Consider the following 24,475-nt stretch of genomic DNA (forward strand, 5'->3'; position numbering starts at 1 on the left):
GCTGGTTTTCGGTCAGGGGCGCCTTCTCGTCAGCCGTACCGGGAGGTGCTTGAGCCCGTTCTGGAAGTTGGACGTCAGCCGTCGCGGGCTGCCCGCCGGCTCGACGTCCCACTCGCGCAGCAGCTCCGTGAACGCCGAGCGGAACTGCGCGCGGGCCAGGTGGGCGCCGAGGCAGACGTGCGGGCCGAACCCGAAGCTGACGTGGTCGTTCGGGGTACGGGCGATGTCGAAACGGTCGGGGTCGGGGAAGACCGACGGGTCGCGGTTGGCGGAGGCGTGGTAGACGACCACCTTGTCCCCGGCGAGGATGCGCCGGCCGCCCAGGGTGAGATCGCGCGTGGCCGTCCGCCGGAAGTGCATGACGGGAGGCCAGAAGCGGAGCATCTCCTCGATGGCGGAGCCGAGCAGCGACGGGTCCGCGCGCAGGCGGGCCAGCTCCGCGGGGTGCTGCAGGAGCGTGAGCAGCCCTCCGGGGATGCCGTTGCGCAGGGTCTCGTTGCCCGCGACGGCGAAGAGGAAGAACATGTTCTCGAACTCGGCCTCCGTCAAGCCGCCCTTCCGCATGGCCGACATGACGGACTCGCCGTCCACGGGGGCCTCGGCCAGGGCGTGCGCGTAGGCGAACATGTCGGTCAGCGCGGCCTTCGAGCGCGGGTTCACCCCGGGCGCGAGCTCCGGCCTGGACGCGACGGCCAGGCGGCCCATCGGGGTGAGCGACTCGACGCCGGCCGTGGACAGGCCCGCGTAGTCGGCGTCCTGGTAGCCGATCACGCGCGACGCCCAGTCGTACAGCAGCCGCATGTCCTGCGCCGGGACCCCCATGACGTGGGCCAGCGTCCACACGGGCAGGTCGGCGGCCACCTCCACGAAGTCGCACTCGCCCGGCGCGAACAGCGCCGCGGCCCGCCCGGCGATCGTGCGCTCCAGGGCTCGCACGGCCCGCGGGGTGAAGGCCGCCGCCACGATCCTGCGCAGCCTGGAGTGGTCGGGCGGGTCCATGTTCAGCATCTGGACCTGCACGAACGCCAGATCGCCCGGGGTGTCGGGGTCGCGGAGCTGGGTGGCGCCGAGCCGCGAGGAGAAGTCCTCGGGGCTGCGCAGGACGTGTTTGACGTCGGCGTGCCTGAACACCCCCCAGTAGCCGGGCCCTTCCCGCCACGGGCCGACGGCGGGCTCCGGGATCCGGCAGACCGGGGACTCCTCCCGCAACGCGGCGAACAGGTCGTACGGGACGGCCGACTCGTACGTGGCCGGCATGAACACCTCGACCACCGGCCGCCCGCTCGCACCCGCCATGCCACCCACCCCCGCGCTCGTCCATCGTGGCTCCGCCCTATACCGGCACCCTGACACGACGCAAGCGATCGAGCCAGGCGCGGCGCGGCGCTGCGGCGGGCATCATGAGCGCGTGACTCCAGCAGACGCAGAGGCGATCCTCCAGGAATACTTCGCCCCCTGGATCCAGCGGCTCGGGTTGCGCGTGGAGGAGGTGGGCGAGCGCCACGCCGTCGTACGGCTCCCGTGGTCCGACGACCTGGCCCGGGAGGGCGGCGGGCTGTGCGGCCAGGCGATGATGGCGGCCGCCGACACCGCCACCGTCATCGCCATCTCCTCGGCGCGCGGCGGGTTCGTGCCGATGACCACGGTGCAGCAGTCGACGACGTTCCAGCGGCCGGTGCTGGGCAAGGACGTCCTGATCGACGTCCGCATCACGAAACTGGGCCGCACGCTGGCCTTCTCCGACGTCACCCTCACGGCCGAGGGCAGCGCCGAGACCGCCGCCCACGCGACGACCGTCTACGCCATCCTGGCCTGATCCCGCAGCTCAGGCCTTGATCTCAGGGATCTCTCAGGTGCGGAAAGTAGGCTCACGGTCATGAAGCGTGTGGCCGCGCTGGTAGCGGCGCTCGCCCTCATCGGGGTGACGACGTGGCTCGTGTGGCCGTCGGCTCCTGGGGTGCGGGGCCAGGACCAGACAATCAGCGTCGTCGACGGACCCGGCGACGACCAACGGGTGGAGCTCGATACGACCTTCTTCCCGCCGCCCGACGGCGGGAAGGCTCCAGCCGTACTGATCGGGCACGGCTTCGGCGGCAGCAAGCAGAGCGTGCGGGACCAGGCCGTCCGGATCGCCCAGCAGGGCTACGCGGTGCTGACCTGGTCGGCGCGCGGGTTCGGGCGCTCGACCGGCGAGATCGCGCTCAACTCGCCCGACTACGAGGTCAAGGACGTCAAGCAGCTGATCGACTGGCTGGCCAAGCGGCCGGAGGTCCAGCTCGACGCCGCGAACGACCCGCGCGTGGGCATCGCGGGCGGCTCGTACGGCGGCGCCATCTCCCTGATGACGGCCGCCTACGACCACCGGGTGGACGCGATCGTCCCCCAGATCACCTGGGCCGACCTGGCCGACGCGCTCTTCCCCAACGCCGCCGCGCAGGGCGCCAGTCCCGCCGCCATCGGCCCGGACGCCGAGCACGGGGTCTTCAAGCGCATGTGGGCCGGCATCTTCTTCGGCCAGGGCGTCTCGCTGGACAGCTTCGCGGGGCGGGGCGAGCGGCGGGCCGCCGCCGGCCCGCTGACGCCCGAGCAGGCGCGGTGCGGCAGGTTCCTGCCCGCCATCTGCGACGTCTACCAGCAGGTCGCCAAGGACGGCAAGGCCACGCCGGAGGCCGTCGCCCTGCTGCGCAAGTCGAGCCCGATCACCGTGGCCGGCCAGATCAAGGCGCCGACCCTGCTCATCCAGGGCCAGCGAGACTCGCTCTTCCCGCTCGGCCACGCCGACGCCAACGCCAAGGCGATCGCCGCCGCGGGCACGCCGGTGAGCCTGGCCTGGTTCGACGGCGGGCACGACGGCGGCAACGGCGAGGCGGACTGGGTGTTCGAGCAGTCCACGGCCTGGTTCGCCCGCTACCTGAAGGGCGACAAGTCCGACCCGGCGGTGAGCGCGTTCACGGTGACGCGCGACGGCGGCCGCGACCCCGGCACCCGCCAGCGCATCCGCCTGCACCCGGAGGCCGCCTCCTACCCCGGCCTGACCGGCACCGACACCACCACGGTCCAGCTGAACGGCCCCGCCCAGAACATCGTCAACCCGCCCGGCGGCGCGCCCGCCTCCATCTCGACGGTGCCCGGCATCGGCGGCCTGCTGGGCGGCGGCCAGGCCGGCACCGGCGTGTCCATCGACATGCCGGGCCAGAGCGCCGCGTTCGAGTCCCGTCCGCTCACCGCCCCGCTCCAGCTCACCGGCAGTTCCACGGTCAGGGTCAAGGTGTCGGGCAAGGGCGAGGCGACGCTGTTCGCCAAGCTGTACGACGTGGCCGACGGCACCCAGCCGCCCGCCCTGCCCGCCGGGCTGGTGGCGCCGGTCCGGGTGACGATCCCGGAGGGCGCGGGCAGCGCGGAGGTCACCGTCACCCTGCCCGCCGTGGATTACCGCTTCGCCGCAGGCCACCGGCTCCGGCTGGTCCTGACCACGACGGACATGGGTTTCGCGACCGCCGTCGAGCCCGCTTCGTACCAAGTGTCCCTGGCCTCCCCCGCGCTCGCCGTGCCGACGGTGCGCACGCTCGCCGCTCCGCCGACCGGGGTGGCGTGGTGGGTGTGGGCGATGCCGCTGGCCGCCGTGGTGGTCGCCGCCGTGCTGCTGGCGACGGGGCGCACCGCGTCCCGCCGACCCGCAACCGGCACCCCGGAGAACGGGCCGCATGGCGACGAGGACGTGCCGCTGGAGATCAGCGGGCTGACCAAGGCGTACCGGAACGGCGAGCTGGCCGTGGACGGGCTGTCGTTCCGCGTCGAGCGGGGCCAGGTCCTGGGCCTGCTCGGGCCGAACGGCGCGGGCAAGACGACCACGATGCGCATGATGATGGGCCTCATCCAGCCGGACGGCGGCGAGATCCGGATCTTCGGTGACCGCGTCACGCCCGGGGCGCCCGTGCTGTCCAGGCTCGGGTCGTTCGTCGAGGGCCCGGGGTTCCTGCCGCACCTGTCCGGGCGGGACAACATCGAGCTGTACTGGGCCGCCACCGGACGGCCCGCCGCCGACGCGCACTTCGACGAGGCGCTGGAGATCGCCGGCCTGGGCAAGGCCCTGGACCGGGCCGTCCGCACGTACTCGCAGGGCATGCGCCAGCGGCTCGCCATCGCCCAGGCCATGCTCGGGCTTCCGGACCTGCTGGTGCTCGACGAGCCCACGAACGGTCTCGACCCGCCCCAGATCCGGGAGATGCGCGAGGTGCTCAAGCGCTACGCGCAGGACGGCCGTACCGTGATCGTCTCCAGCCACATGCTGGCCGAGGTCGAGCAGACCTGCAGCCACGTCGTGGTCATGCACCGGGGCCGCCTGGTCTCGACCGGGCCGGTGTCGCTGCTGCTCACGTCGGCCACCGTCCCCTCCAACGGGCACGGGCCGCGCCTGGAAGACGTGTTCCTCGACCTCATCGGAGACAAGTCATGACCGTCGCCGCGCCGGGCTACGCGCCCCGTCGCACGCTGCCGCTGCGCGTGGAGATCGTCAGGCAGTTCAAGCGGCGGCGGACGCTGGTGATGTTCGGGCTGCTGCTGGCGCTGCCGTGGATCCTGGTGATCGCGTTCCAGTTCGGGCCGCAGCCGAGCGGGCAGGGGCAGTCGTCGCTGCGCATCTCCGACCTGGCGACGGCGAGCGGCCTGAACTTCGCCGCCTTCGCCCTGTCGGTGTCGGCCAGCTTCCTGCTGGTGGTGGCGGTCGCGCTGTTCTGCGGCGACACTGTCGCCAGCGAGGCCAACTGGTCGTCGCTGCGCTACCTGCTGGCCGCGCCGGTCCCCCGCGACCGGCTGCTGCGCCAGAAGCTGATCGTGGCGCTGGGCTACTCGGCGGCGGCGGTGATCTGCCTGCCGCTGATGGCGCTGCTCGCGGGCACGCTGGCGTTCGGCTGGAACGACATCCAGGTGCCCGGCACGGGCGAGACGATCCCGGCCCTGGACGTGCTGCCGCGCTTCGGCATCGTGATCGGGTACGCGCTGGTCAGCCAGCTGGTGGTGGCCGCGCTCGCGTTCCTCGTCTCCACCATGACCGACTCCCCGCTCGGCGCGGTCGGCGGGGCGGTCGGGCTCTGGATCGTCTGCAACATCCTGCAGGCGGTGGAGGCGCTGGGCTCGCTGCGCGAGTTCCTGCCCACGTTCTGGAACAACGCCTGGCTCGACGCGCTGATGCCGGAGCTGGACTGGAGCGGCATGGCGAAGGGGGCGTCGGTGTCGGTCACGTACGCGGCCCTCCTGATCGCGCTCGCGTTCCGGCGCTTCCGGCGCAAGGACGTCGTGAGCTAGACCCAGTCGAACGACCTGGTCACGGCCTTCTTCCAGCCCGCGTACGCCTCCTCCCGCCGCTCCTCGCTCCACCGGGGCTCCCAGCGGCGGTCCTCCGCCCAGTGCGCCCGCAACTCCGAGATGTCCTTCCAGTATCCGGAGGCGAGCCCGGCGGCGTACGCGGCCCCGAGCGCGGTGGTCTCCGACACGACCGGGCGGCTGACCGGCACGCCGAGGATGTCGGACTGGAGCTGCATGCACAGGTCGTTCATGGTGATGCCGCCGTCCACCTTGAGCACGTCCAGGACCACCCCGGAGTCCTGCTGCATCGCCTCGACGACGTCGCGGCTCTGGTAGCAGATCGCCTCCAGGGCGGCCCTGGCGAGGTGGGCGTCGGTGTTGAAGCGCGACAGGCCGACGATCACACCGCGGGCGTCGGCGCGCCAGTAGGGGGCGAACAGCCCGGAGAACGCCGGCACGAAGTACATCCCCCCGGAGTCCTCCACCTGCCGGGCCAGGGCCTCGCTCTGCTCCGCGGAGGTGATGACGTGGAGCTGGTCGCGCAGCCACTGGACCGCCGAGCCGGTCACCGCGATGGACCCCTCCAGCGCGAACACGGCCGGCTGGTCCCCGAACTTGTAGGCCGGCGTGGTGAGCAGCCCGCTGCGCGAGCGCACGCGGTCGGTGCCGGTGTTGAGCAGCAGGAAGTTGCCGGTGCCGTAGGTGTTCTTGGCCTGGCCGGGCGCGAAGCAGACCTGGCCGACGGTGGCCGCCTGCTGGTCCCCCAGGATCGCGCTGATCGGCACCTCCCCGCCGAGCGGCCCGTACGGGAGCGTGGTCCCGTACATGGCGGGGTCGGCCGACGGCCGGATCTCGGGCAGCATCCGGCGCGGGATCCCGAAGAACGACAGCAGCTCGTCGTCCCAGTCGAGCGTCTCCAGGTCCATCAGCATCGTCCGGCTGGCGTTGGTCACGTCGGTGATGTGCACGCCGCCCTTGACGCCGCCGGTGAGGTTCCACAGGGTCCAGGTGTCGGTGTTGCCGAAGACGGCCTCGCCGCGCTCCGCGTCCGCGCGGACGCCCTCCACGTTCTCCAGGATCCACTGGATCTTGCCGCCGGAGAAGTACGCCTCCGGCCGCAGGCCCGTCCTTTCGCGGATGACCTCCCCCCGCCCGTCCCGCTCCAGCGCGGCGGCGATCCGGTCGGTACGGGTGTCCTGCCACACGATCGCGTTGTAGTACGGGCGGCCGGTCCGCCGGTTCCAGACGACGGTGGTCTCGCGCTGGTTCGTGACGCCCAGGGCCGCCAGATCCTTGGCGTGCAGCCCGGCACGCTGGATCGTCGTCTGGATCACGGCCGCCGTCACGGTCCAGATCTCTATCGGGTTGTGCTCGACCCAGCCCGCCTTCGGCAGGATCTGCTCGTGTTCGAGCTGGTATTTGGCGACCTCGGCGCCGTCATGGTCGAAGACCATGAATCGGGTGCTGGTGGTGCCCTGGTCGACGGCTCCCACGAACTCGGGCATGTCTTTCTCCTCTGCAAGATTCCCGTCAGATCTCCACCGGCTGCACGATCCCGCGCTCCTCGCTCGGCGGGAGGAACCGGGCGATGCCCGCCTGGTAGAGGCCGGCGCCGATGAGACCGCCGATCAGCGGGGCGACGATCGGCACCCAGAAGTACAGATCGCCGTACTGATCTCGCCAGGCGGTGGAGTAGCCGGTGAGGTAGCTCGCCAGGCGCGGCCCGAAGTCGCGCGCGGGGTTGATCGCGTAGCCGGCGTCGGTGCCGAAGGACATGCCGATCCCCACGATGAGCAGGCCGACGACGACGGGGCCGAGGTTCGCGCTGGGGGCCATGTTGGCGACGTCGGACACGGCGAAGATGACGAAGAGCAGGATGGCGGTGCCGATGATCTGGTCGCGGAACCCGCCCCACATGTCCACCGGGAGCACCCCGTTGCCGGGCAGGGTCGAGAAGACGCCCTGGGTCTTGATCGTGTGCCCGGGGTCCACCATGGCCAGCACCTCGGTGTAGTTCCAGCGCACGATGAGCGCCGCGATGAAGGCCCCGGCCGTCTGCGCCAGCGCGTACGGCAGGACCTTGCCCCAGGCGAAGCCGCGGAAGACCGCGAACGCCAGCGTGACCGCCGGGTTGAGGTGCGCGCCCGTGGTCCGGCCCGCGACGTAGACGCCCAGCGCGACGCCGATGCCCCACGCCCAGGCGATGCTGTCGTGGTCGCCGAGCTTGCCCGCGACCACCTGGGCGACCACGCCGACGCCGAACAGAATGAGCACCATCGTGCCGGCGAACTCGGCGATCAGCTCACCGGTCAGCCCTATCCGGTCGCGACGTCCGGCCACCGCTCCTCCTTGCGCATGAGATCGTCGTGTGCCATTCCCGATTTCGGGACATGCATACGGCGCGCACGCTATTCGTCACGCAAAGTGACATGGGAGGCTGTTCGCGCTCACCGGTTCCCTGGAGCGCCTACTGACCAGAGATGCTTCGCCTGAAGGTCACCAGGGCGGTTCCCGGGCCGTTGTAGCCGGGGACGGGCTCGCTGACCTCGAACCCCATGCGCCGGTGGAACGCCATGGACGTCTGGTTGACGGACGAGGTGATGGCCTTCACGACGCGGCGGTCGTGGCGGCGGGCCAGGTCGAAGAAGCGTTCGTACATGGCGCGGGCCACGCCGCCCGTCCTGGCCTCCGGGGAGACGCCGACGAAGTGGATGTACGCCTCGTCGGGCTCGGACGGGGAGATGAAGCCGATCAGGAACCCCGCCATGCCCGCCGGGCCCTCCGCGATCAGGCTCGTGCGGTGGAAGTGGTCGAGGAAGAGCCTGGGCAGGGAGGGCAGGACCGGCCGGCCCCACCACTCGTCGACGACGGAGGCTATGGGGTCGTAGTCGGCGGGGGTGGCGGGGCGCAGCTCGTACGCGGGGGACGTCATGGGCTCTGTCACCTGACCCGCGCGGCGATGGTCCGCGCGCACTCCAGCGATTCGGTACGCGTGGTGTCCACCTCCAGGTCGTAGGTCACACCCTGGTGGACCACCTCCGCCTGCAGCTCCGCCATCCCCCGGACCCGGTCTCCCCGGGCGATCTCCCGGCCCGCGGCGACCGCGCTCTCGCACTTGACACCGACCCACAGCACGTCCAGCCCGGCCAGAACCTTCTGCCACCGCCCCTGGGAGGCGGCTCCACCGAGGAAGACGTCATCGATGATGACCCGGGCGCCCGCCCGGACCATCGCGGCGACCCCTTCCGCCCACGCCGCGTCCAGCATCCGGAACTGCGGCCCGACACTGACCCCGCCGTCCGGAGCGAACTCGATGCCCGCGTCCGATCCCTGCATGGACGCCGGCATCGCCTCCACCAGCGAGTCGACCCCGAGGGCGAGCCACGGATCCGGCAGGACCGCCTGCAGACACCGGACGATCCCGGACTTGCCCGAGCTGGAGCCGCCATTCAACACGATCACCTGAGTAGTCACCGGCCCACGATAGGGGCGCTCCCCACCAGGCCCAAAGGCATTTTCGGGCGGAGGGCCGTCCAGACCCGGGCCCCGATGCCTACCTGCCCGTGCGGTCGCGGAGCTGGGCCAGGGAATCGACGTACTTGAGCATCAGCCGGGCGAACTCGAGCCGGTCGCCCTCGTTCCACTCGGCGGTGATGTACTCGAACGCCTCGCGCTGGTGACGGCGGAAGCGCTCCATGAGCTCCACCCCCGCCGGACTCAGCTCCAGCACGGTGCGCCGGCCGTCCTGCTGGGAAGCGGTGCGGATCAGGTAGCCCGCCTTGATGTTGTCGCTCACCATGCGGCTGGCGACCGAGGGGTCCACCGCCAGCAGCTCCGCTATCGCGCCGACGGTCACCTCCTTGTCCTGACCGGTGGTGTGCTCCAGGACCAGGTTCAGCACGAGCGTCCTGCTCAGGTCCTTGGCCGAGATGGCGTTCTCGACCTCCAGCAGCGAGGTGCGGCGCAACTTGGAGAAGGCCGGTCCCACGGCGTTGAGCAGGTCCTCGGCTGTCGCTGTCTCATCCATGTCCTCATCGTATCTCTGTGCAACCAGCAAGACATGTGTTGACATGAATTTATGTGCATGACAGCATGCATGTGTCTTCACGCACCAACTACCTCAGGAGTCACCATGACCATCCTCATCACCGGCGCCCGCGGCAAGGTCGGCCAGGCCGTCATCCACCGCCTGGTCGCCGCGGGCCTGCCCACCCGCGCCGCCAGCGCCGACCCCACCGGCCTGACCGCCCCGACCGGCGTCGAGATCGCCGAGCTCAAGCTCGACCAGCCCGGCACCTTCCCCGCCGCGCTGGACGGCGTCCGCCAGGTCTTCCTCTACCCGGAGCCCGCCGGCATCGACGCCTTCGTCAAGACCGCCCAGGCCGCCGGCGTCGAGCACGTCGTACTGCTGTCGTCCTCCTCCGTCACGGCCCCCGGCGCCGAGACCGACCCGCTGGCCTCCCACAGCCTCCAGGTCGAACGCGCCGTGACCGCCTCCGGCCTGACCTGCACCTTCCTGCGCCCGGACGCCTTCGCCAGCAACGCGCTCGGCTGGTCCTACCTCATCGGCCAGAACCAGCCGATCCAGCTCGCCTACCCCGACGCGCACATAGCGCCCATCCACTCCGACGACCTCGCCGACCTCGCCGTGGCCGCCCTGACCGGCGACGCGCTCACCGGCCGTCAGGTCACCCTCACCGGGCCGCAGTCGCTCACCTTCCGCGAGCAACTGGTCATCCTGTCCGGCGTGATCGGCCGCGACATCCCGCTCCTTCAGATCACCCGCGCCGAGGCCGAGCAGCAGATGACCCGGTGGATGCCCGCCCCCTACGCCGGCTCGCTGCTGGACCTGTGGGCCGCCGCCACCGCCGGTCCCGCCCCGATCGCCGAGACCACCCAGACGCTCCTCGGCACTCCCGCCCGCACCTTCGCCCAGTGGGCCGCGGAGAACGTCGCCGCCTTCGACGCCCGATGAGCGCCATCCGTCCACGCCCCGCCCTGCTCGGGCCGGGGCTCATCCCCCTTCACCCTCATAGGAAGTCCTCATGCGCACCCCTGTGGCCCCCGCGCCCGCATTCACCTCCGCGCGCCGGCGCTGGGCCGTCCTCGCCGTCGTGCTGTTCGCCGCCATCCTCGACCTGCTGGATTCGACCATCACCAACATCGCCGCCCCCGCCATCGCCGCCGACCTGAACGGCGGACAGGCTCTCATCCAGTGGCTCGGCGCCGCCTACGCCCTGGCCATGGGAGTGCTGCTGGTGGTCGGCGGACGGCTCGGCGACAAGTACGGCCGGCGACGCCTGTTCCTGATCGGCATCACCGGCTTCACCCTGGCCTCCATCGCCTGCGGCCTGGCCTTCGACCCGACCTCCATGGTGGCGTTCCGGCTGCTCCAAGGGGCGTTCGGCGCCCTGCTCATCCCGCAGGGCTTCGGCATCCTCGGCGCCGTCTTCCCCCGCGACCAGATCGGCACGGCCTTCAGCGTCTTCGCCCCCGCCCTGGGCCTGTCCGCCATCGGCGGCCCCATCCTCGCCGGCTTCCTCATCGACGCCGACCTGCTCGGCCTCGGCTGGCGTGCCATGTTCCTCATCAACATCGCCCTCGGCGGCCTGGCGATCGGCTGTGCCGTACGGCTGCTGCCCCCGGATCCCGGCGACCGTGCCGTCACCGTCGACGGACCCGGCTCAGCCCTGCTCGCCGTCACCATGCTCACCCTGCTGTACGGCCTGATCGACGGCTCCAGTCACGGCTGGGGCCTGCCACCGGTCATCTGCCTGGGCGCCGGGCTGGTGTCCTTCGCCCTGTTCTGCCGCCGCCAGCTCACCGCGCCTCAGCCGCTCATCAAACCCTCGCTGCTGACCAACCGCGGCTTCACCTCCGGGCTGATCCTCGGCCTGGCCTTCAACGCCGCCGTCGCCGGCCTGCTGCTGGTGCTCTCCCTTCACCTGCAGAACGACCTCGGCCGCACCCCCACCGGGGCCTCCCTCGGCCTGGCGCCCGTCGCCGCCGGCATCGTGGTCGCCTCGATCACCACGTACCGGCTCATCGCCCGGCTGGGCCGCAGGCTCATTCTCATCGGCCTGCTGCTCACCCTGACCGGCGTCCTGATGCTCCTCACCGGCATCGCGCTCATCCTGCCGGTGTTCGTGATCGGCCTGGGTCTGGGCACCTGCTTCGGCACCGTCTACCAGATCACTCTCGGCGACGTCGACCCGGCCGAGTCCGGCAGCGCCAGCGGCTCGCTGTCGGCCACCCAGCAACTGGCCAACAGCCTCGGCGCCGCCGCCCTCACCACCGTCTACTTCCACGCCGGCCCGACGGTCAGCCTCGGCGTGGTGGCGGCCCTTCTGCTGGCCTCCTGCGTCCTGGTACGGCTGCTGCCGCACCACGCGCAACCCCACCACTGACCCGGCACGGGGCACACCGCCCTACCCATCCGCACGGCCGCTTCACCGATCCGGTCGAACCGGACGTCGGCGACGGGATGGAGGATCACCCGTTCCCGCCCATGGTGCAGAGCTGGGCGCGGAGGGTCTCGCCGACCCACCGTTCCCAGCGCTCACGCGTCCAGCCGCGCTCGCGCACGAACAGCAGGTACAGCTCGGGACTGAGCAGGCCGTACAGCAGGTCGGCGGCCTCCTCCACCGACACCTCGGCCCGCGCTCCGGGTTTGCCGACAAGTGCCCTGGCCGCGCCCTGCTGGACGACATGCCGGGGATCGACGTCATGCGACCACAGCGAGGCGACCTCGGGGTCGCTCGCGACCGCCGCCTCCAGGACCCGGCCGATCGGCGCGACGCGTTCCAGGACCGAGGTCGTGCCGGCGACGTAGGCGCGCAACATGTCCTGGGCGGTGCCGGCGGCCAGCGCCGCCACGTACCACGGCCGGTCCATCGTGGCCACCGGCTCGTCATCGCCCGCGATCGTGACGTCGACCAGCTCCTTGAGCAGGGCGCGCTTGTTGCCGAAGACGAAGTAGATCGTCTGCACCGCGACCCCGGCCTTCTCGGCGACGTCCTGCAGGGAGACCCTGGTCGCGATCGGCGCCTACTGGTTCCTGCAGTACGCCGCTTTGGTGATGGTGGCCGACCTCATCGAGGAGAAACGCGCCGGCACCTTCGCCCAGGCGCAGATGACCCCGGCGCCGCCCTGGCTGCCGATGCTCGGGCGGCTGATCACCGCCTCGGTGTTCGGCCTGGCCGTGGCCGCGGGCGCCGCGCTCGTCCCCATGCTGGTGACCGGGATCGCGATCCCGATGCGCTGGGCGGCACTGGTGCCGGCCCTGCTGCTCGGAGCGAACGTGCTGGCCTTCACGTTCCTGCTGGCGGCCCTCGCACTGGTCTCCCCGATGATCGGGGCACTGCAGTCGCTGTTCACCGCACTGGTGCTGCTGCTCAACGGGTCGTTCCTGCCGCTGGCCTTCTATCCGGACTGGCTGGCGGTCCTGGCCAGGGTCCTGCCCACCACGCTGGGCATCGAGGCTCTCGTCCGGACGCTGTTCCAGGACCGGACCCTGGCCGACGTGTGGAACGGAGGCACCCTGCCCTGGCTGCTCGCCCATACGCTCGCGCTCACCGCCGCCGGCGGGCTGCTGTTCGTCCGCAACCACCGCCGTGCCCTGCAGGAGACGGCATGATCTTCGCTCGCGGATTCGCCGCGGAAGTACGCAAGGGCCTGCTCAACCTCGTCGCCGGATGGCGCGAAGTCCTCATCCAGATGGCCACTTTCCCGCTGTTCTACCTGCTCATCGTGCTGTTCATGGGACGTGGGCAGCTGCGCGCGGACCTCCTGCCGCCGGTCCTGCTCGGCATGGTGGCGCTGACCTTCATCCACGAGCAGGTCAACCGCGTGTTCTGGAGCTACCTGGGCGACATCCAGTCCGGCGTGCTGGAACAGACCTACCTGACCCCGCTGCCCTCGGCCGCGCTCATCCTCGGCCGCCAGGTCGCCGCCGTGATCTCCGCCCTGCCCACCGCACTGGCCGTCCTGGCCACCGGCGCGGTCACCATCACCCTCCAGGGCGGGCGACTGCCCCTCGACGCGCAGGTGATCGGCGCCCTCGGCCTGATCCTGCCCGCCGCCACCGGCATCGCCCCGATCCTCACCCCGCTGGCTGCCGCCGGCCTGGCCATCACCATGCTCGGCGCCGCCGCCACCCACGTTCGCCGCAAAGAGCCTCCGGCCGTCGCCGTCAATGTCGTCCTGCTCGCACTGACCGCCTTGATCGCCTGGGGCCGCTTCTGACCGTCCACCCCGCTCGAGATCGTGAACGTCTTTCGCCGGGGCTGTTCGCCCACGATGGTCAAGATCGGCGAATGTGGTCAACCGGCTTCGCAGCCTCGCTCCGCTGTCCAGGTCTCTTCGAGGACGTGCACCTGGGGGAGATCGCGGTGGCGGTGGTGGGCTTGGGCGATCGCAGCGAGGTTGTCGCGTCCCAGAGCGCGGTAGGCCATGGTGAGCAGCTCGTTCGCATGGTGTTCGAGTTCGGGGTCTCCTGCGCTGATCCAGTGCAGGTCACGGCCGAGGGTGAGAGCGTCGGCGGGTTGTCCGGCGGCGCAGCGGCGGCGTGCCTCGGTGAGGCGGGCTTCCCGGACGGCCGGGTCGTCGGTCAGCTCCTTTTGCAGGGTTGTGCAGAAGTCGTAGTCGTCCCATGGTCTCTGTCGGCCGCGCCTGATCGCGGTGTCACCGTCGACGAGCGCGCCGCCGCCGTCCAGGGTTTCGATTCGATCCGGATCTCCGTGCTCGAGCAGTTCTGGGGAGTGTCCGTAGGCGTTGTGGTAGTCCTCGCCCTGTTCGTCGCGGTCGCCGGTCTCGAAGGTCATCAGGATCTCGCGCAGGAGCCGTAGCCGGTGCCGTCGTGCGACCACCTCGGGGTCCATGGGATCGGCCGGCTCATCATCCTGATCTCCGAGGTGGCGCCATCCCCATTCGAGCGTGTTCCGGACGGCCTCGAGAGGGGTACGCGACGGGAGGCCCACGCCGCCACCGTCGTTGTTGTAGTAGGAGGCGACTCCGGTGCAGGTGCGGCCGTCGTCGTACCAGAGCCCGAAATGCAGCCCGTCGGTGCCACCGTGCATGAACGTGAGGAACTCGGGCGGGTCGCGGTAGTAGCGGCCGTGTACGCGCACATCGATGCCGGCCCGGGAACCGCGTTCGGGATCATCGAACAGGTCCATGATCCCGAACGGGCACAGTTCCAGGTCGTCGAGGGCCTGCTTTTCGGCCGGGCCCAAGGACAGCAGGAAGGCCCGAAACCGGAAGATCGAGTCGGGCAGCTGGAATCCCCAGTCGCGGGCAAGGCGTTCCTCGATCGCGGCGCGTTCGTGCGCCACCTGGGCCACAGCGGCCGACCTCACCTGCTCCTGTAGTCGGTTCGCCGCCTTCCACACCGCGTAATCCCGCAGCCCGGCGGCGGAACGCGATGCGGCCCGCCGACGGTCGGCCCGTTCCCACAGCGTCAGCGGCGGATCAGGCTGCCCGAATATCGTTGCCATCAACCGTTCTTCGGTATTGGAGCGGTCGATGCCCGGATACCGCGACCGGCGCTCTTCCCGGGCGGCCGCAGCCGGTAGCCAGCGGCCGGGGTCGTCAGCCACTCGCCTTCTCGCCTCACCTGCCGGTAGCGGAGCGATCTCCTCATCGAACGCGCGCAACGCCTCTGCCTTGCACCGTTGCACATCGGCGTCAAGCTCGGCGCACAACGCGGTGTAAGCGTCCCACTCCTGGGCCAGGTCCTCCTCGGGAAGGTCGGCACGCTCGAGAAAGAACTCGAACCTTCTCCCATACCTGAGGTCGTCGTACTGCGCCGCTATCTGCTCCCGCAGCCCGGCAAGGACCTGCCCGTCGTCCTCCTCCTCGCCGTACCACAGCGCGGGTATGTCCTCGGGATGCTCCACCTGGTCCCGATGGAGTTCCACCGCTGTTTCCCGATCGAAGATCGTCACACGCGCGGTCAACCTTTGACCGTCCACAGAGACGAGCTCCGCATCGAGGCCGGCGAACGGGCCATCGACAATCCTCACGAACGGACGCTCCATGGTGGGAACCCCGATCGGCACGGATGATCTCTGGGGCAGCATGATAGAGATCGCCACTGACATGCGGGCCCAACAAGGGATCGCTCATGTTCGGCGCTTGTGTCGTCGGGGTGGCCGGATGCCCGCTGATCGCTACCCCTCGGGGCTGACCGACGCGCAGTAGGAGCTGATCGAGCCGTTACCGCCGAACACCGCGCCATGCGTGATCGGGCAACGCGGCCCGAAAGGCATCCTGTCCGGGGCGGGCACCAGATGGCCCACCGTTTCGCCGGTCAGCGGGTGGGCTCGATGGCGCCGTCAGGCGCGCCTCTGGAAGGACGGTCCGAGCGGAGCGAGGGCCTTGCTCTCAGGCCCAGTGTGGAGGCTTGTTGTCCAGGTAGAAGGCGTCCGGGTCGGTCTCGGGCCAGTCGCCCCAGCCCTCGTCCGTGTCGTCCGCTGTCTGCTCCGGTAGAAAATCGTTCACGCCGGACATGCTACTCGGGCATACAAAGCGCCCGACGTGTCCGCAGGTCCAGGGACAGGCGGGGGCGGCGGCGGTACGATGCGAGAGCAGGTGTCGCCTATCCCCCCGTGAGGCTGCTCATGGCAACCCCGACAGGCTGGCAGCGAGACGGCAATCTACCGGCGGAGCTCACCAGCTTCATCGGCAGGACGCGGCTCCTCGCCAACCTCAAACGGCACCTCGGCGAGTCGCGCCTGGTGACCGTGACGGGCATCGGGGGCGTGGGCAAGTCCCGTACGGTGCTGAGGCTCGCGCATCTCGTCCGGTCGCAGTATCCGGACGGCGTGTGGTTCGCGGATCTCGGGCGGTTGCAGGACGCGGGCATGGTCAAGCACACCATCGCCTCCGCGCTGGGCATCGCCGACCAGTCCTCGCGGGCCGAGTCCGAGTCGCTGTCGGAGTGGGTGGGCGAGCGCGACATGCTGCTCATCATCGACACCTGCGAACACCTGGTGCACGGGTGCGCCGATCTGGTGCACGAGTTGCTGGAGGCGGCGCCCAATCTGAAGGTGCTGGCCACCAGCCGCCAGTCGCTGAACCTGCCGTACGAGCACGTGGTCCCCGTGCCGCCGCTGCAGGTGCCGTTCGAGGATCCGGGCGAGAGCCTGTTCACGAACGAGTCCGTGCAGCTCTTCGCCGAACGCGCCGGGGCGAGCGTGCCCGACTTCGTGCTCGACGAGGACAACATCGGCGCCGTGGCCGAGCTGTGCCGCAGGCTCGACGGGATCCCGCTCGCGATCGAGCTGGCGGCCGTGCGGCTGCGGGCGCTGTCGGTGGAGCAGATCCTCGGGCTGCTGACCGACCGGTTCAGCCTGCTGGCGGGCGCGAGCCGGACGGCGCTGCCGCGGCACCAGACGCTGCGCGCGGCCATCGGGTGGAGCCACGAGCTGTGCGAGCCCGCGGAGCGGCTGCTGTGGGCGCGGCTGTCGGTGTTCGCGAAGGACTTCGAGCTGGACGCGGCCAGGTTCGTCTGCTCCGACGGGCGGCTGCCGTCCGAGGACATCACCGATCTGGTCACGGGGCTGGTCGAGAAGTCCATCCTGCTGATCAGGAGCAACCACGCCGGGGTCCGCTACAAGCTCATCGACACCCTCGCGGAGTACGGCGAGGAGTGGCTCGACAAGCTCGGCCAGATGGAGCAGATGCAGCAGCGGCACCTGGAGTACTACCTGAGCCTGGCCCAGCGCAGCGAGGACGCCTGGTCCGGGCCGCGGCAGATCTACTGGTTCGTCCGCATGCGGCAGGAGCACGACAACGTACGGGTGGCGCTCGACCACGCGCTCAAGTCGCCAGGCAAGTCGGTGCTGGCGCTGACGCTGCTGTCGTCGTTGTGGTTCATGTGGATCTGCTGTGGATTCGTCCGTGAGGGGCGGCTCTACCTGGAGAAGGCGCTCCAGGCCAACCCCACCGTGAGCAAGGAGCGCTGCAAGGCGCTGTGGGTGCTCTCGTACGTGCGCAGCGCCCAGGGCGACAGCGCGGGCGCGCTGAAGGCGGCCGAGCAGTGCAGCACCGAGGCCGTCAGGGTCGGCGACTCCAGGGCCGTGATCCTGGCCTCCAAGATGCAGGGCACGGCCGCGCTGCTCCAGGGCGACCTGCAGAAGGCCAGCGCGCTGCTGGGCGTGGCGATCGAGTTCAACACCGACAACAAGGAGCTCAACCCCGGCCTGCTGCCCGCCATCGTCGAGCTGTCGCTGGTGCTGTCGTCGCAGGGTGAGTTCTACGAGGCCGAGTCGCTGCTGCTGGACTGCCTGCAGGTGTGCAGGGAGCGCGGCGAGCTCTGGGTCAGCTCGTACGCGCAGTGGGCGCTGGCCTTCACCAGGCTCGCGACCGGCAGGGCGGAGGAGGCGCTGCAGAGCGCCAGGGAGGGGCTGCGGATCAAGCGGCACTTCCACGACACGCTCGGCACCCTGCTGGCGCTGGAGACCTGCGCGCGCATCTTCGTCCTGCACGACGAGCCGGCGCTGGCCGCCAAGCTGCTCGGCGCGTTGCAGCAGAACTGGAAGTCGGCCGGTCTGCCGCAGATGGGCGCGCCGTTCCTGACCGACGACCACAACGTGTGCGTACGCGAGTGCGTGCGGCGGATGGGCGAGCAGGCCTACAAGAACGCGTTGGAGGAGGGCGCCAGGCTCGACCTGGACGAGGCGTCCGAACTCGCGCTCGGTGGCGAGCCGGACGCCTCTGAATAGCGCCGGCCTCAGACCGCCTGGGGCCAGCGGGTGCCGTCAGGCCAGGCGTGCACGTAACGTGCGCTGCCGAGGGAGAACTCGATGTGCCCGCGCACCCAGTGTTCGAGTCCCCGTACGTACTTGCGGACCGGCAGCGACGCCCAGTGCTCCAGCGTCGCGCGCCGCTCGATGAACGCGGCGATCGCGTTGTTGTGCATCTCCGCGACCTCGCGCAACGCGTCCTGGAGGGAGAGGAACTTGTGCGTGGCCAGCACGGTGACGAGGTTGTGCCGGGCCTTGTCGTTCCCCCGTTCCTTGGCGTACGAGAGCAGGTCGTTGTCCCAGCCGATGAGGTCGCACGCCAGGTCGGAGAGCGCGCGGACGTCGGGATGGTGCCATTCCTCCGCCTCGAGCCGGTAACCGCCGCCGGCGTCGATGAGCGCTAGGCAGGTGTACGTGGCCCCCGTGATGCGGCGCATCAGCACGTAGTCGTCAGGGGTGGGGATCAGGTCGACCTCGCGGTTGGCCGCCTCCCAGATCTGGGCGAACAGGTACTCCTTCACCGTGATCCGCCACCGGTCCACCTGGGCGGGGGTGGCGGCTTCGGAGATCCGGTGCAGGAGCTCGTCGAGGGCGAGGCCGAACGGGTCGTCGAAGTCCGGCTTCCTGCGTCCGTCGAGGATCTCGAGGAGCGGCGGCAGGGCGCGGGCCAGAGCAGAGGCCCGGTGTCCCATCAGCTCGCCCTCGCAGAACGCGTCGTCGAACGCGAAGAGCCAGTTGTACCAGTCGTTGATCAACCGGAGGCTGTCACGCGGCACGGTCGGGTTGGTCCGGGCCGCGAGCAGGCCGATTTTGGAGCGCCGGAAGTGCTCGATCGCCTCGGCGCCGGTGAGCATGTTCGTGGCGGCCAGCCATGCGTGACTCTCCGCGTCGACCTCCGCGGCGTGCACGTGGATCTCGTTCGGGAACGGACATGGCAACGGAGGGATGTGGAGTGGTCGCCTACCAAATGTTTGCGCAGAAGTAGCCACGTCATCCAGCATGACGAGGCGGTGAACGAAAGGCCACAGTCGGCAACTTCGAGGCCTTTAGTGCTTATTTCATACTATGAATCGCTTTGCGTGAACCATTGGATAAACTGGTCATTTACCACATTCGCGTCGCACGCAACGCCGGCGGCGGACCCGTGCGGCGATCGTCGCCCTCCTTCGGTAACGCTCTGACCACGACAGACTCCTTTTCGTGGCGAGCGGCGTCAGATTGAGGTCGCGGACCCGGCGGGAAGCGGCGCCCCGCTGTTACGCGCAGGCGAAACCGTCCCGGCGTGACCGTAATGAGCCGCGAGCACCAGCAAAGTGTCACCTTTGCCGTCGGTCGCATCGACCGGCGCCCCGACCTCGGCCTATGCCCTCGGCATCCCGGCGGCACCCGTCCTGGCCAGGGCGAACATCCCGGTTGCGAACCCCCGATCTTCGGGTCCGAGGCGATGTGTCCTATTGACCCTCGATAGGGTGCCGTGCGCGGAATCGTTCCGACTCGCCGTAGGTTCTGGTGAAGAGTACCTAGGGAAAGGCTGTCCAACCGTGTTCGACCCGAAGGATCTCTACGAGCTCGCAGACGACGCGCCCGAGCTGCCCGATCCGGTGTTGCTGTACCACTTCGACGGCTTTGTCGACGCGGGCGCCGCCGGACGCCTCGCACTGGGCCACCTGCTGGCCGAGCTGGAGCACCGGGTCGTGGCGACGTTCGACGTGGACCGGCTGCTCGACTACCGGTCTCGCCGGCCCATCATGACCTTCGACACTGACCGATGGGTGGAGTGCGAGAGCCCGGAATTGGCCGTTCATGTCGCCAAGGACGCGACGGGAACGCAGTTCCTGGTGATGAGCGGGCCCGAGCCCGACCGGGAGTGGGAGCTGTTCACCAAGGCCGTGTCGGACCTGGTGGAGCGCTTGAAGGTGAGCAAGATCGTGACGCTCCACGGCATCCCCATGGCGGTCCCCCACACCCGCCCGCTCGGCCTCACGATGCACGCCAGCCGGCCCGAGTTGATCAACTCCCAGACGAGCGCGTTCGGACGGGTCCAGGTGCCGGGGAGCGTGGCGGCGCTGCTGGAGTTCCGGCTGGGGGCGCAGGGGCACGACGCGCTGGGGTACGCGATCCACGTACCGCACTACCTCTCGCAGGCCGAGTACCCGACCGCCGCCGTCACCGGCCTGGAGGCGGTGACGCGGGGCACGGGGCTGGTGTTCCCGCTGGACGGACTGCGCGACGCGGCCCGCCGTACGACGACGGAGATCGAGGAGCAGATCCAGGCCTCCACCGAGCTCTCCACCGCGATCACGGGGCTGGAGCAGCAGTACGACGCGTTCGCGGGCGGCGCCGAGCGCGAGAACCTGATGGCCGAGACGACCCCGATGCCCACCGGCGACGAACTGGCCGCCCAGTTCGAACGCTTCCTCGCCGAGCGCGACGACGAGTAGATTTCCATATTTTACGGTGGCCCGAGCCGACGCCACCCGCCGCACGTGGCCGGGGCCTGTCCAGGGTGACGCTCACCAGGTGTGCGTGGCGGGCCGCCGTCACGCCGCCCCGTGGGCCGTCTGGGTGGTGCCTTCGTGACCCCGGGATCAGGGCCGTGGTCGGGCACCGCCTGAGGGGTCTCGACGGGCGTGCCGGATAGCCTGAGGAAATGACTGACATCCGGGTCGGACTGGTCGGCTACGGCACCGCCGGAGCGTATTTCCACGCCCCTCTCATCCACGCCACCCCCGGCCTGTCCCTGGCCGCCGTCGTGACCGGCAACCCCGCCCGCCAGGCCGAGGTGGCCGAGAAGTACGGCGCGGTCCCGGTGCCCGACGTGGAGGAGCTGTGGGGCCGGTGCGATCTCGTCGTGGTCGCCTCCCCCAACAGGACCCACGTGGCCACCGCCGCCTCCGCGCTCACCGCCGGCCTGCCCGTCGTCGTGGACAAACCCCTGGCCAGGACCGCTGCGGAGGGCCGGGAGCTGGTGCGGCTGGCCAAGGAGCGGGGGCTCATGCTGACCGTGTTCCAGAACCGGCGCTGGGACGGCGACTTCCGTACCGTCCGCAGGCTGGTCGAGGAGGGGCGGCTGGGTGACGTGCTGCGCTTCGAGTCGAGGTTCGAGCGGTGGCGGCCGGTGCCGAAGGGCGGCTGGCGGGAGAGCGGGGGCGCTGAGGAGATCGGCGGGCTCCTCTACGACCTGGGCAGCCACCTGGTGGACCAGGCCCTGCAACTGCTCGGCCCGGCGCGCGAGGTCTACTGCGAGAGCGACGTGCGGCGCGAGGGGGTGGCCTCCGACGACGACACGTTCATCGCGCTGACGCACGCGGGCGGGGCCCGGTCGCATCTGTGGATGAGCTCGGTGGCGGCCTGGCGGGGGCCCAGGTTCCGGGTGCTGGGCTCGGCGGCCGGGTTCGTGAAGTACGGGATGGACGTGCAGGAGGAGCGGTTGCGGGCGGGGATGTCGCCCGGTTCGCCGGAGTTCGGGGAGGATGACGAGGGGAGCTGGGGGCTGCTCGGCACGGAGGAGGCCCATCGTGCCGAGCGGACGGAGCCGGGGGCGTACCTGGACTTCTATCGCGGGGTGGTGGCGACGCTGCGCGAGGGGGCGCCACCGCCCGTGGACCCGGAGAGCGTGATCGACACGTTGACCGTCATCGAGGCCGCCCGCCTGTCGGCCACCCAGCGCATCGTCACCCACCTGGGCTGACACCCACCCGCCCGGACGCGAGCGGCGCGCCGGTCAGACGGGGCGGCGACCAGAGTCGTCCGACGGCAGCGGCAGCGGTGGCGGAGTCGTCCCGACCCTGGCGACCCTCGCCGGTCCGTTCCGGGCGCCCCGCTGGGGGACCGTCACCGCCGGTCCGGGCTGCGCCTTCCGCGCCGCGAACGCGTGCGCCCTGCTCCTCCTCGCCGCCCTGGTCGCGGTGTTGATCTCCCCGCACCAGCCCACCGCTCTCCTCGGCGGCCTGGCTCCGGCCTGGGCCGCCAGGAACCGGGGATCCCGGAAATGAGTAGGCCCTACTCATGAGAAATCCGCCGGTCACGCCCACTCTGGAGCACATGACACGAATGATGATCATGTCCCTCGCAGCAGTCCGCCGTACCCTCATCGTCTCCTTGACCGCAGCCGCCGGCCTCGCGCTCACCGGGATCGGGGTCGCCCACGCCGAAACCACCTACTACGAGGTCGTCGCCGAGCACAGCGGCAGATGCCTGGACGTTCAGGACGCCAGCCGCGCCAACAAGGCCAACGTTCTGCAGGCGTACTGCGTGAATGGACGCAACCAGCAGTGGGCTCTCAGGCGAACCGACAACGGCTACTTCAAGCTCGTTGCCCGGCACAGCGGCATGTGCCTGGACGTACAGGACGCCAGTCGCTTCCACGGCGCCGACGTCCTGCAGGCGAACTGCTGGGACCCGGGCTACAACCAGCAGTGGAGGATGCGGACGATGCCCGGACCGAAATGGCGCGGCACCGGCCTCCCCTTCGAGCTGATCGCCCGGCACAGCGGCCTGTGCCTGGACGTTCAGGACGCCAGCCGTGCCCACGGGGCCAACGTCCTGCAGGCGATCTGCAAGGACCGCCCCAACCAGATCTGGCGTCTCCGAACCCCATGAGCGCCAACCGGAGGTGTTGACCCTGGCCCCGCGTCGCCTCGGCGCGGGGCCGTCCGCCTGCTGTGCCACGCGGCAGGCGGCCGGGGGTGGCGTCAGTCGCGGAGGCGGGTGTGGAGGGCGGTCGTGTCGGCGTCGGTCCAGCCGTGCCGGGTCAGCCAGCCCATCGCCCCGCCGAACCGCTCGTCCAGCACCTGGAAGAACTGCTCGATGTACCGGGCCCGCGGCATGTGATCATCCGCCGGCCGCGAGTCCAGATCGCCCCGGTACGTCGCGCTGCTCCGCAACCGCTTGAGGATCAGCTCCAGCCGCTCCCCCGTCGCCACGTAGTCCTCGACGATCGCCTCGCGGGTCGCCCCCGCCACCTCCAGCGCCAGCGCCGACAGCACTCCGGTGCGGTCCTTGCCCGCCGCGCAGTGCACCAGCGCCGCCCCGTCGTCCAGCGACATCGCGCGCAGCGCCGCCACCACCGCGTCCGGGCGGTCGCGCAGGTAGCCGAAGTAGAAGCCGGTCACCCGCAGTTCCTCGTCCAGCCCGCGCTCGGCCCAGGGCAGCACCCGGTCGCCGTCGATGGTGTCGGCCTCGACGTCGGTGTGCGTGCCGCCCTCCGCGAACAGCGTCAAGTGGTGGTGGCGCACCTCGGGCACCAGGGTCAGCGGCCCCGGGCCCTCCATCGCGACCTCGGCGTTCGAGCGCAGATCCACGACGTGCCGCAGTTTCAGCTCACCCACCAGCACCGCCACGTCACCCGGCGTGAGGCCCTGCAGGTTGTCGGCGCGGAAGATCCGCCCGCGCCGGATGCGGCCGCCGTCGCGAGTCGGCAATCCGCCCAGGTCGCGCGCGTTGACCGCGCCTTCCAGGTCTATCCACCTCGTCATCTCGTCCATTATTGCGACCCTATATGTCCGCCAAATATGAGCGAATTCGAGGTTCATAACGCAGCATGAACGTATGGATCCACGAGCTCTGCCGCCCCGGCTGGTGATCGATCCAACGCTGCACCCGGAGACCTCGGTCGAGCTGCGGTCCAGCCCGCACATCCTCCGCATGGCTCGATCCGGTGTGCGCGTGGACACCACGAAGAACCCTGCCCTCCTCTTCGTGATCCCGGCCCTCCTGATGGTGGTCGCCGTGGCGACCGGCACGCCGGCCCTGCTGGTCCCCGGTGTGGGGCTCGGGCTGCTGGTCCTGTTCAGGTGGATGGCGTTGGACGGCACCTATCGATCGACCCGGCGGCGGATCCGCGCCGCCCAGGTCCACGCCAACCGCTTCATCCTCCCCGAGGACCTGGACTACCCCTGCCAGAGGCTGCTGCGCAGGGCACAGAACGCGGTCGAGGCGATCATGGCCTCCCGCGTCCACCGGGACGGCCTGATCGACACCATCGACAACCGGGTCTCACTGCCCGAGGAGGTCTGGCAGATCGCCCAGCGGCTGCGGAAGCTGTCGTCCATGCACGCCGAGCACGGCAAGATCGTCCCGCGCGAGCTGCCGCCCGGCATGGAGGACGCGTTCAAGCCCTACACCACCGCGCTGGACGCCGCCTGGACGTCGCTGTCACACCGGGTCCGCCACCTGGAGAAGTACGCCAAGCAGGTGGTCAAGGCGGACAAGGTCTACCACGCGCACCGGCGACTCGAGGCGCTGGCCGCCAAGACCCCCGAGTACCAGCAGCTGATCGCCGACACCGTGCGGGACGAGCTGGCCCACGAGCGCATCAGGGAGCTGGCCGACCAGGCGGCGCACGTGCGCAAGCTGTTCGAGGAGAGCATCGCCCAGGCCAGGCTGGCGGCGGGCGAGCTGATCAGGACGCCCCTGGCCTGAGG

General features: G+C 70.4%; 22 protein-coding genes. 12 read left to right on the plus strand and 10 right to left on the minus strand.

What is annotated here, in order from left to right; genetic code table 11:
• Positions 1 to 12: 12 nt before the first annotated feature.
• Positions 13 to 1,296 carry a cytochrome P450 gene (locus AB0L65_RS32320; protein WP_364252896.1) on the minus strand — a complete coding sequence of 428 codons (1,284 nt, stop codon included), beginning with the start codon at positions 1,294 to 1,296 and terminating at the stop codon, positions 13 to 15.
• 112 nt (positions 1,297 to 1,408) lie between these two features.
• Here AB0L65_RS32320 and AB0L65_RS32325 point away from each other — a divergent pair, with 112 nt between their 5' ends.
• Genes AB0L65_RS32325 through AB0L65_RS32335 form a run of 3 tightly spaced genes read left to right on the plus strand, consistent with a single transcriptional unit; the run spans position 1,409 to position 5,304 of the window.
• Positions 1,409 to 1,816, plus strand: coding sequence for a PaaI family thioesterase (locus AB0L65_RS32325; RefSeq protein ID WP_364252899.1), 408 nt, complete (start codon positions 1,409 to 1,411; stop codon positions 1,814 to 1,816).
• 60 nt (positions 1,817 to 1,876) lie between these two features.
• Complete coding sequence (locus AB0L65_RS32330; RefSeq protein ID WP_364252902.1) at positions 1,877 to 4,456, plus strand: CocE/NonD family hydrolase; 2,580 nt, start codon at positions 1,877 to 1,879, stop codon at positions 4,454 to 4,456.
• Positions 4,453 to 5,304 carry an ABC transporter permease subunit gene (locus AB0L65_RS32335; RefSeq protein WP_192786611.1) on the plus strand — a complete coding sequence of 284 codons (852 nt, stop codon included), beginning with the start codon at positions 4,453 to 4,455 and terminating at the stop codon, positions 5,302 to 5,304. Before AB0L65_RS32330 ends, AB0L65_RS32335 begins: the two co-directional genes overlap by 4 nt.
• On the opposite strand, the gene glpK is transcribed toward AB0L65_RS32335, so the two are convergent.
• From glpK to AB0L65_RS32360, 5 genes are all read right to left on the minus strand, one after another.
• Positions 5,301 to 6,809, minus strand: coding sequence for a glycerol kinase GlpK (gene glpK / locus AB0L65_RS32340; RefSeq protein WP_364252905.1), 1,509 nt, complete (start codon positions 6,807 to 6,809; stop codon positions 5,301 to 5,303). The two genes, AB0L65_RS32335 and glpK, sit on opposite strands and share 4 nt — an antisense overlap.
• A 25-nt stretch (positions 6,810 to 6,834) precedes the next feature.
• Positions 6,835 to 7,644: an MIP/aquaporin family protein gene (locus tag AB0L65_RS32345; protein ID WP_364252908.1), complete on the minus strand. Its 810-nt coding sequence runs from the start codon at positions 7,642 to 7,644 to the stop codon at positions 6,835 to 6,837.
• A gap of 127 nt (positions 7,645 to 7,771) precedes the next feature.
• On the minus strand, positions 7,772 to 8,236 hold the full coding sequence (locus AB0L65_RS32350; protein ID WP_364252911.1) for a GNAT family N-acetyltransferase: 465 nt from the start codon (positions 8,234 to 8,236) through the stop codon (positions 7,772 to 7,774).
• 8 nt (positions 8,237 to 8,244) lie between these two features.
• Positions 8,245 to 8,778 (minus strand): chloramphenicol phosphotransferase CPT, encoded by a 534-nt coding sequence (cpt, locus tag AB0L65_RS32355; protein WP_364252914.1) that lies wholly within the window; start codon positions 8,776 to 8,778, stop codon positions 8,245 to 8,247.
• Positions 8,779 to 8,857: 79 nt separating this feature from the next.
• The gene (locus tag AB0L65_RS32360; protein WP_364252917.1) at positions 8,858 to 9,331 is read right to left on the minus strand and encodes a MarR family winged helix-turn-helix transcriptional regulator; all 474 of its coding nucleotides are present in this window, start codon (positions 9,329 to 9,331) and stop codon (positions 8,858 to 8,860) included.
• 105 nt (positions 9,332 to 9,436) lie between these two features.
• Here AB0L65_RS32360 and AB0L65_RS32365 point away from each other — a divergent pair, with 105 nt between their 5' ends.
• Entirely contained in the window at positions 9,437 to 10,279 is an 843-nt protein-coding gene (locus AB0L65_RS32365; protein WP_364252920.1) for an NAD(P)H-binding protein, read from the plus strand.
• Positions 10,280 to 10,349: 70 nt separating this feature from the next.
• On the plus strand, positions 10,350 to 11,711 hold the full coding sequence (locus AB0L65_RS32370) for an MFS transporter (RefSeq protein ID WP_364252923.1): 1,362 nt from the start codon (positions 10,350 to 10,352) through the stop codon (positions 11,709 to 11,711).
• 85 nt (positions 11,712 to 11,796) lie between these two features.
• Here AB0L65_RS32370 and AB0L65_RS32375 read toward each other — a convergent pair whose 3' ends face one another.
• Entirely contained in the window at positions 11,797 to 12,294 is a 498-nt protein-coding gene (locus AB0L65_RS32375; RefSeq protein ID WP_364252926.1) for a TetR/AcrR family transcriptional regulator, read from the minus strand.
• A gap of 88 nt (positions 12,295 to 12,382) precedes the next feature.
• On the opposite strand from AB0L65_RS32375, the gene AB0L65_RS32380 reads away from it, so the two are divergent.
• Together AB0L65_RS32380 and AB0L65_RS32385 are read left to right on the plus strand one after the other, a co-directional pair.
• A complete protein-coding gene (locus AB0L65_RS32380; protein WP_364253557.1) occupies positions 12,383 to 12,940 on the plus strand; it encodes an ABC transporter permease in 558 nt (185 codons plus the stop codon).
• The gene (locus AB0L65_RS32385; RefSeq protein WP_364252929.1) at positions 12,937 to 13,548 is read left to right on the plus strand and encodes a DoxX family protein; all 612 of its coding nucleotides are present in this window, start codon (positions 12,937 to 12,939) and stop codon (positions 13,546 to 13,548) included. The genes AB0L65_RS32380 and AB0L65_RS32385 overlap by 4 nt, the downstream gene beginning before the upstream one ends.
• 77 nt (positions 13,549 to 13,625) lie before the next feature.
• Here the strand turns inward: AB0L65_RS32385 and AB0L65_RS32390 are convergent, their stop codons facing one another.
• Positions 13,626 to 15,341: a hypothetical protein gene (locus AB0L65_RS32390; protein ID WP_364252932.1), complete on the minus strand. Its 1,716-nt coding sequence runs from the start codon at positions 15,339 to 15,341 to the stop codon at positions 13,626 to 13,628.
• Between the two features lie 582 nt (positions 15,342 to 15,923).
• On the opposite strand from AB0L65_RS32390, the gene AB0L65_RS32395 reads away from it, so the two are divergent.
• Positions 15,924 to 18,029 (plus strand): ATPase, encoded by a 2,106-nt coding sequence (locus tag AB0L65_RS32395; protein WP_364252935.1) that lies wholly within the window; start codon positions 15,924 to 15,926, stop codon positions 18,027 to 18,029.
• An 8-nt stretch (positions 18,030 to 18,037) separates the two neighbouring features.
• Here the strand turns inward: AB0L65_RS32395 and AB0L65_RS32400 are convergent, their stop codons facing one another.
• Entirely contained in the window at positions 18,038 to 18,958 is a 921-nt protein-coding gene (locus AB0L65_RS32400; protein ID WP_364252938.1) for a hypothetical protein, read from the minus strand.
• A gap of 633 nt (positions 18,959 to 19,591) precedes the next feature.
• Between AB0L65_RS32400 and AB0L65_RS32405 the strand changes: the two genes are divergently transcribed.
• The 3 genes from AB0L65_RS32405 (at position 19,592) to AB0L65_RS32415 (ending at position 22,652) form a co-directional block, all read left to right on the plus strand.
• Positions 19,592 to 20,491, plus strand: coding sequence for a PAC2 family protein (locus AB0L65_RS32405; RefSeq protein WP_350723021.1), 900 nt, complete (start codon positions 19,592 to 19,594; stop codon positions 20,489 to 20,491).
• Between the two features lie 209 nt (positions 20,492 to 20,700).
• The gene (locus tag AB0L65_RS32410; protein WP_364252942.1) at positions 20,701 to 21,741 is read left to right on the plus strand and encodes a Gfo/Idh/MocA family oxidoreductase; all 1,041 of its coding nucleotides are present in this window, start codon (positions 20,701 to 20,703) and stop codon (positions 21,739 to 21,741) included.
• A gap of 353 nt (positions 21,742 to 22,094) precedes the next feature.
• Positions 22,095 to 22,652, plus strand: coding sequence for an RICIN domain-containing protein (locus AB0L65_RS32415; protein ID WP_364252945.1), 558 nt, complete (start codon positions 22,095 to 22,097; stop codon positions 22,650 to 22,652).
• A gap of 92 nt (positions 22,653 to 22,744) precedes the next feature.
• On the opposite strand, the gene AB0L65_RS32420 is transcribed toward AB0L65_RS32415, so the two are convergent.
• Positions 22,745 to 23,527 carry a tyrosine-protein phosphatase gene (locus tag AB0L65_RS32420; protein ID WP_350723027.1) on the minus strand — a complete coding sequence of 261 codons (783 nt, stop codon included), beginning with the start codon at positions 23,525 to 23,527 and terminating at the stop codon, positions 22,745 to 22,747.
• A 73-nt stretch (positions 23,528 to 23,600) separates the two neighbouring features.
• Here AB0L65_RS32420 and AB0L65_RS32425 point away from each other — a divergent pair, with 73 nt between their 5' ends.
• Entirely contained in the window at positions 23,601 to 24,473 is an 873-nt protein-coding gene (locus tag AB0L65_RS32425) for a hypothetical protein (RefSeq protein WP_364252948.1), read from the plus strand.
• Positions 24,474 to 24,475: the final 2 nt, after the last annotated feature.

It is taken from the genome of Nonomuraea sp. NPDC052116 (genome assembly GCF_040680035.1).
Taxonomy (GTDB): Bacteria; Actinomycetota; Actinomycetes; order Streptosporangiales; family Streptosporangiaceae; genus Nonomuraea; species Nonomuraea angiospora_A.

Excerpts from the sequence above, each read along its gene's own strand:
- AB0L65_RS32320 (WP_364252896.1), bottom strand. The coding sequence starts at position 1,296 with ATGGCGGGTGCGAGCGGGCGGCCGGTGGTCGAGGTGTTCATGCCGGCC.
- AB0L65_RS32330 (WP_364252902.1), top strand. The coding sequence starts at position 1,877 with ATGAAGCGTGTGGCCGCGCTGGTAGCGGCGCTCGCCCTCATCGGGGTG.
- AB0L65_RS32335 (WP_192786611.1), top strand. The coding sequence starts at position 4,453 with ATGACCGTCGCCGCGCCGGGCTACGCGCCCCGTCGCACGCTGCCGCTG.
- glpK (WP_364252905.1), bottom strand. The coding sequence starts at position 6,809 with ATGCCCGAGTTCGTGGGAGCCGTCGACCAGGGCACCACCAGCACCCGA.
- AB0L65_RS32350 (WP_364252911.1), bottom strand. The coding sequence starts at position 8,236 with ATGACGTCCCCCGCGTACGAGCTGCGCCCCGCCACCCCCGCCGACTAC.
- AB0L65_RS32360 (WP_364252917.1), bottom strand. The coding sequence starts at position 9,331 with ATGGATGAGACAGCGACAGCCGAGGACCTGCTCAACGCCGTGGGACCG.
- AB0L65_RS32365 (WP_364252920.1), top strand. The coding sequence starts at position 9,437 with ATGACCATCCTCATCACCGGCGCCCGCGGCAAGGTCGGCCAGGCCGTC.
- AB0L65_RS32370 (WP_364252923.1), top strand. The coding sequence starts at position 10,350 with ATGCGCACCCCTGTGGCCCCCGCGCCCGCATTCACCTCCGCGCGCCGG.
- AB0L65_RS32380 (WP_364253557.1), top strand. The coding sequence starts at position 12,383 with ATGGTGGCCGACCTCATCGAGGAGAAACGCGCCGGCACCTTCGCCCAG.
- AB0L65_RS32385 (WP_364252929.1), top strand. The coding sequence starts at position 12,937 with ATGATCTTCGCTCGCGGATTCGCCGCGGAAGTACGCAAGGGCCTGCTC.
- AB0L65_RS32390 (WP_364252932.1), bottom strand. The coding sequence starts at position 15,341 with ATGGAGCGTCCGTTCGTGAGGATTGTCGATGGCCCGTTCGCCGGCCTC.
- AB0L65_RS32395 (WP_364252935.1), top strand. The coding sequence starts at position 15,924 with ATGGCAACCCCGACAGGCTGGCAGCGAGACGGCAATCTACCGGCGGAG.
- AB0L65_RS32410 (WP_364252942.1), top strand. The coding sequence starts at position 20,701 with ATGACTGACATCCGGGTCGGACTGGTCGGCTACGGCACCGCCGGAGCG.
- AB0L65_RS32415 (WP_364252945.1), top strand. The coding sequence starts at position 22,095 with ATGACACGAATGATGATCATGTCCCTCGCAGCAGTCCGCCGTACCCTC.
- AB0L65_RS32420 (WP_350723027.1), bottom strand. The coding sequence starts at position 23,527 with ATGACGAGGTGGATAGACCTGGAAGGCGCGGTCAACGCGCGCGACCTG.
- AB0L65_RS32425 (WP_364252948.1), top strand. The coding sequence starts at position 23,601 with ATGGATCCACGAGCTCTGCCGCCCCGGCTGGTGATCGATCCAACGCTG.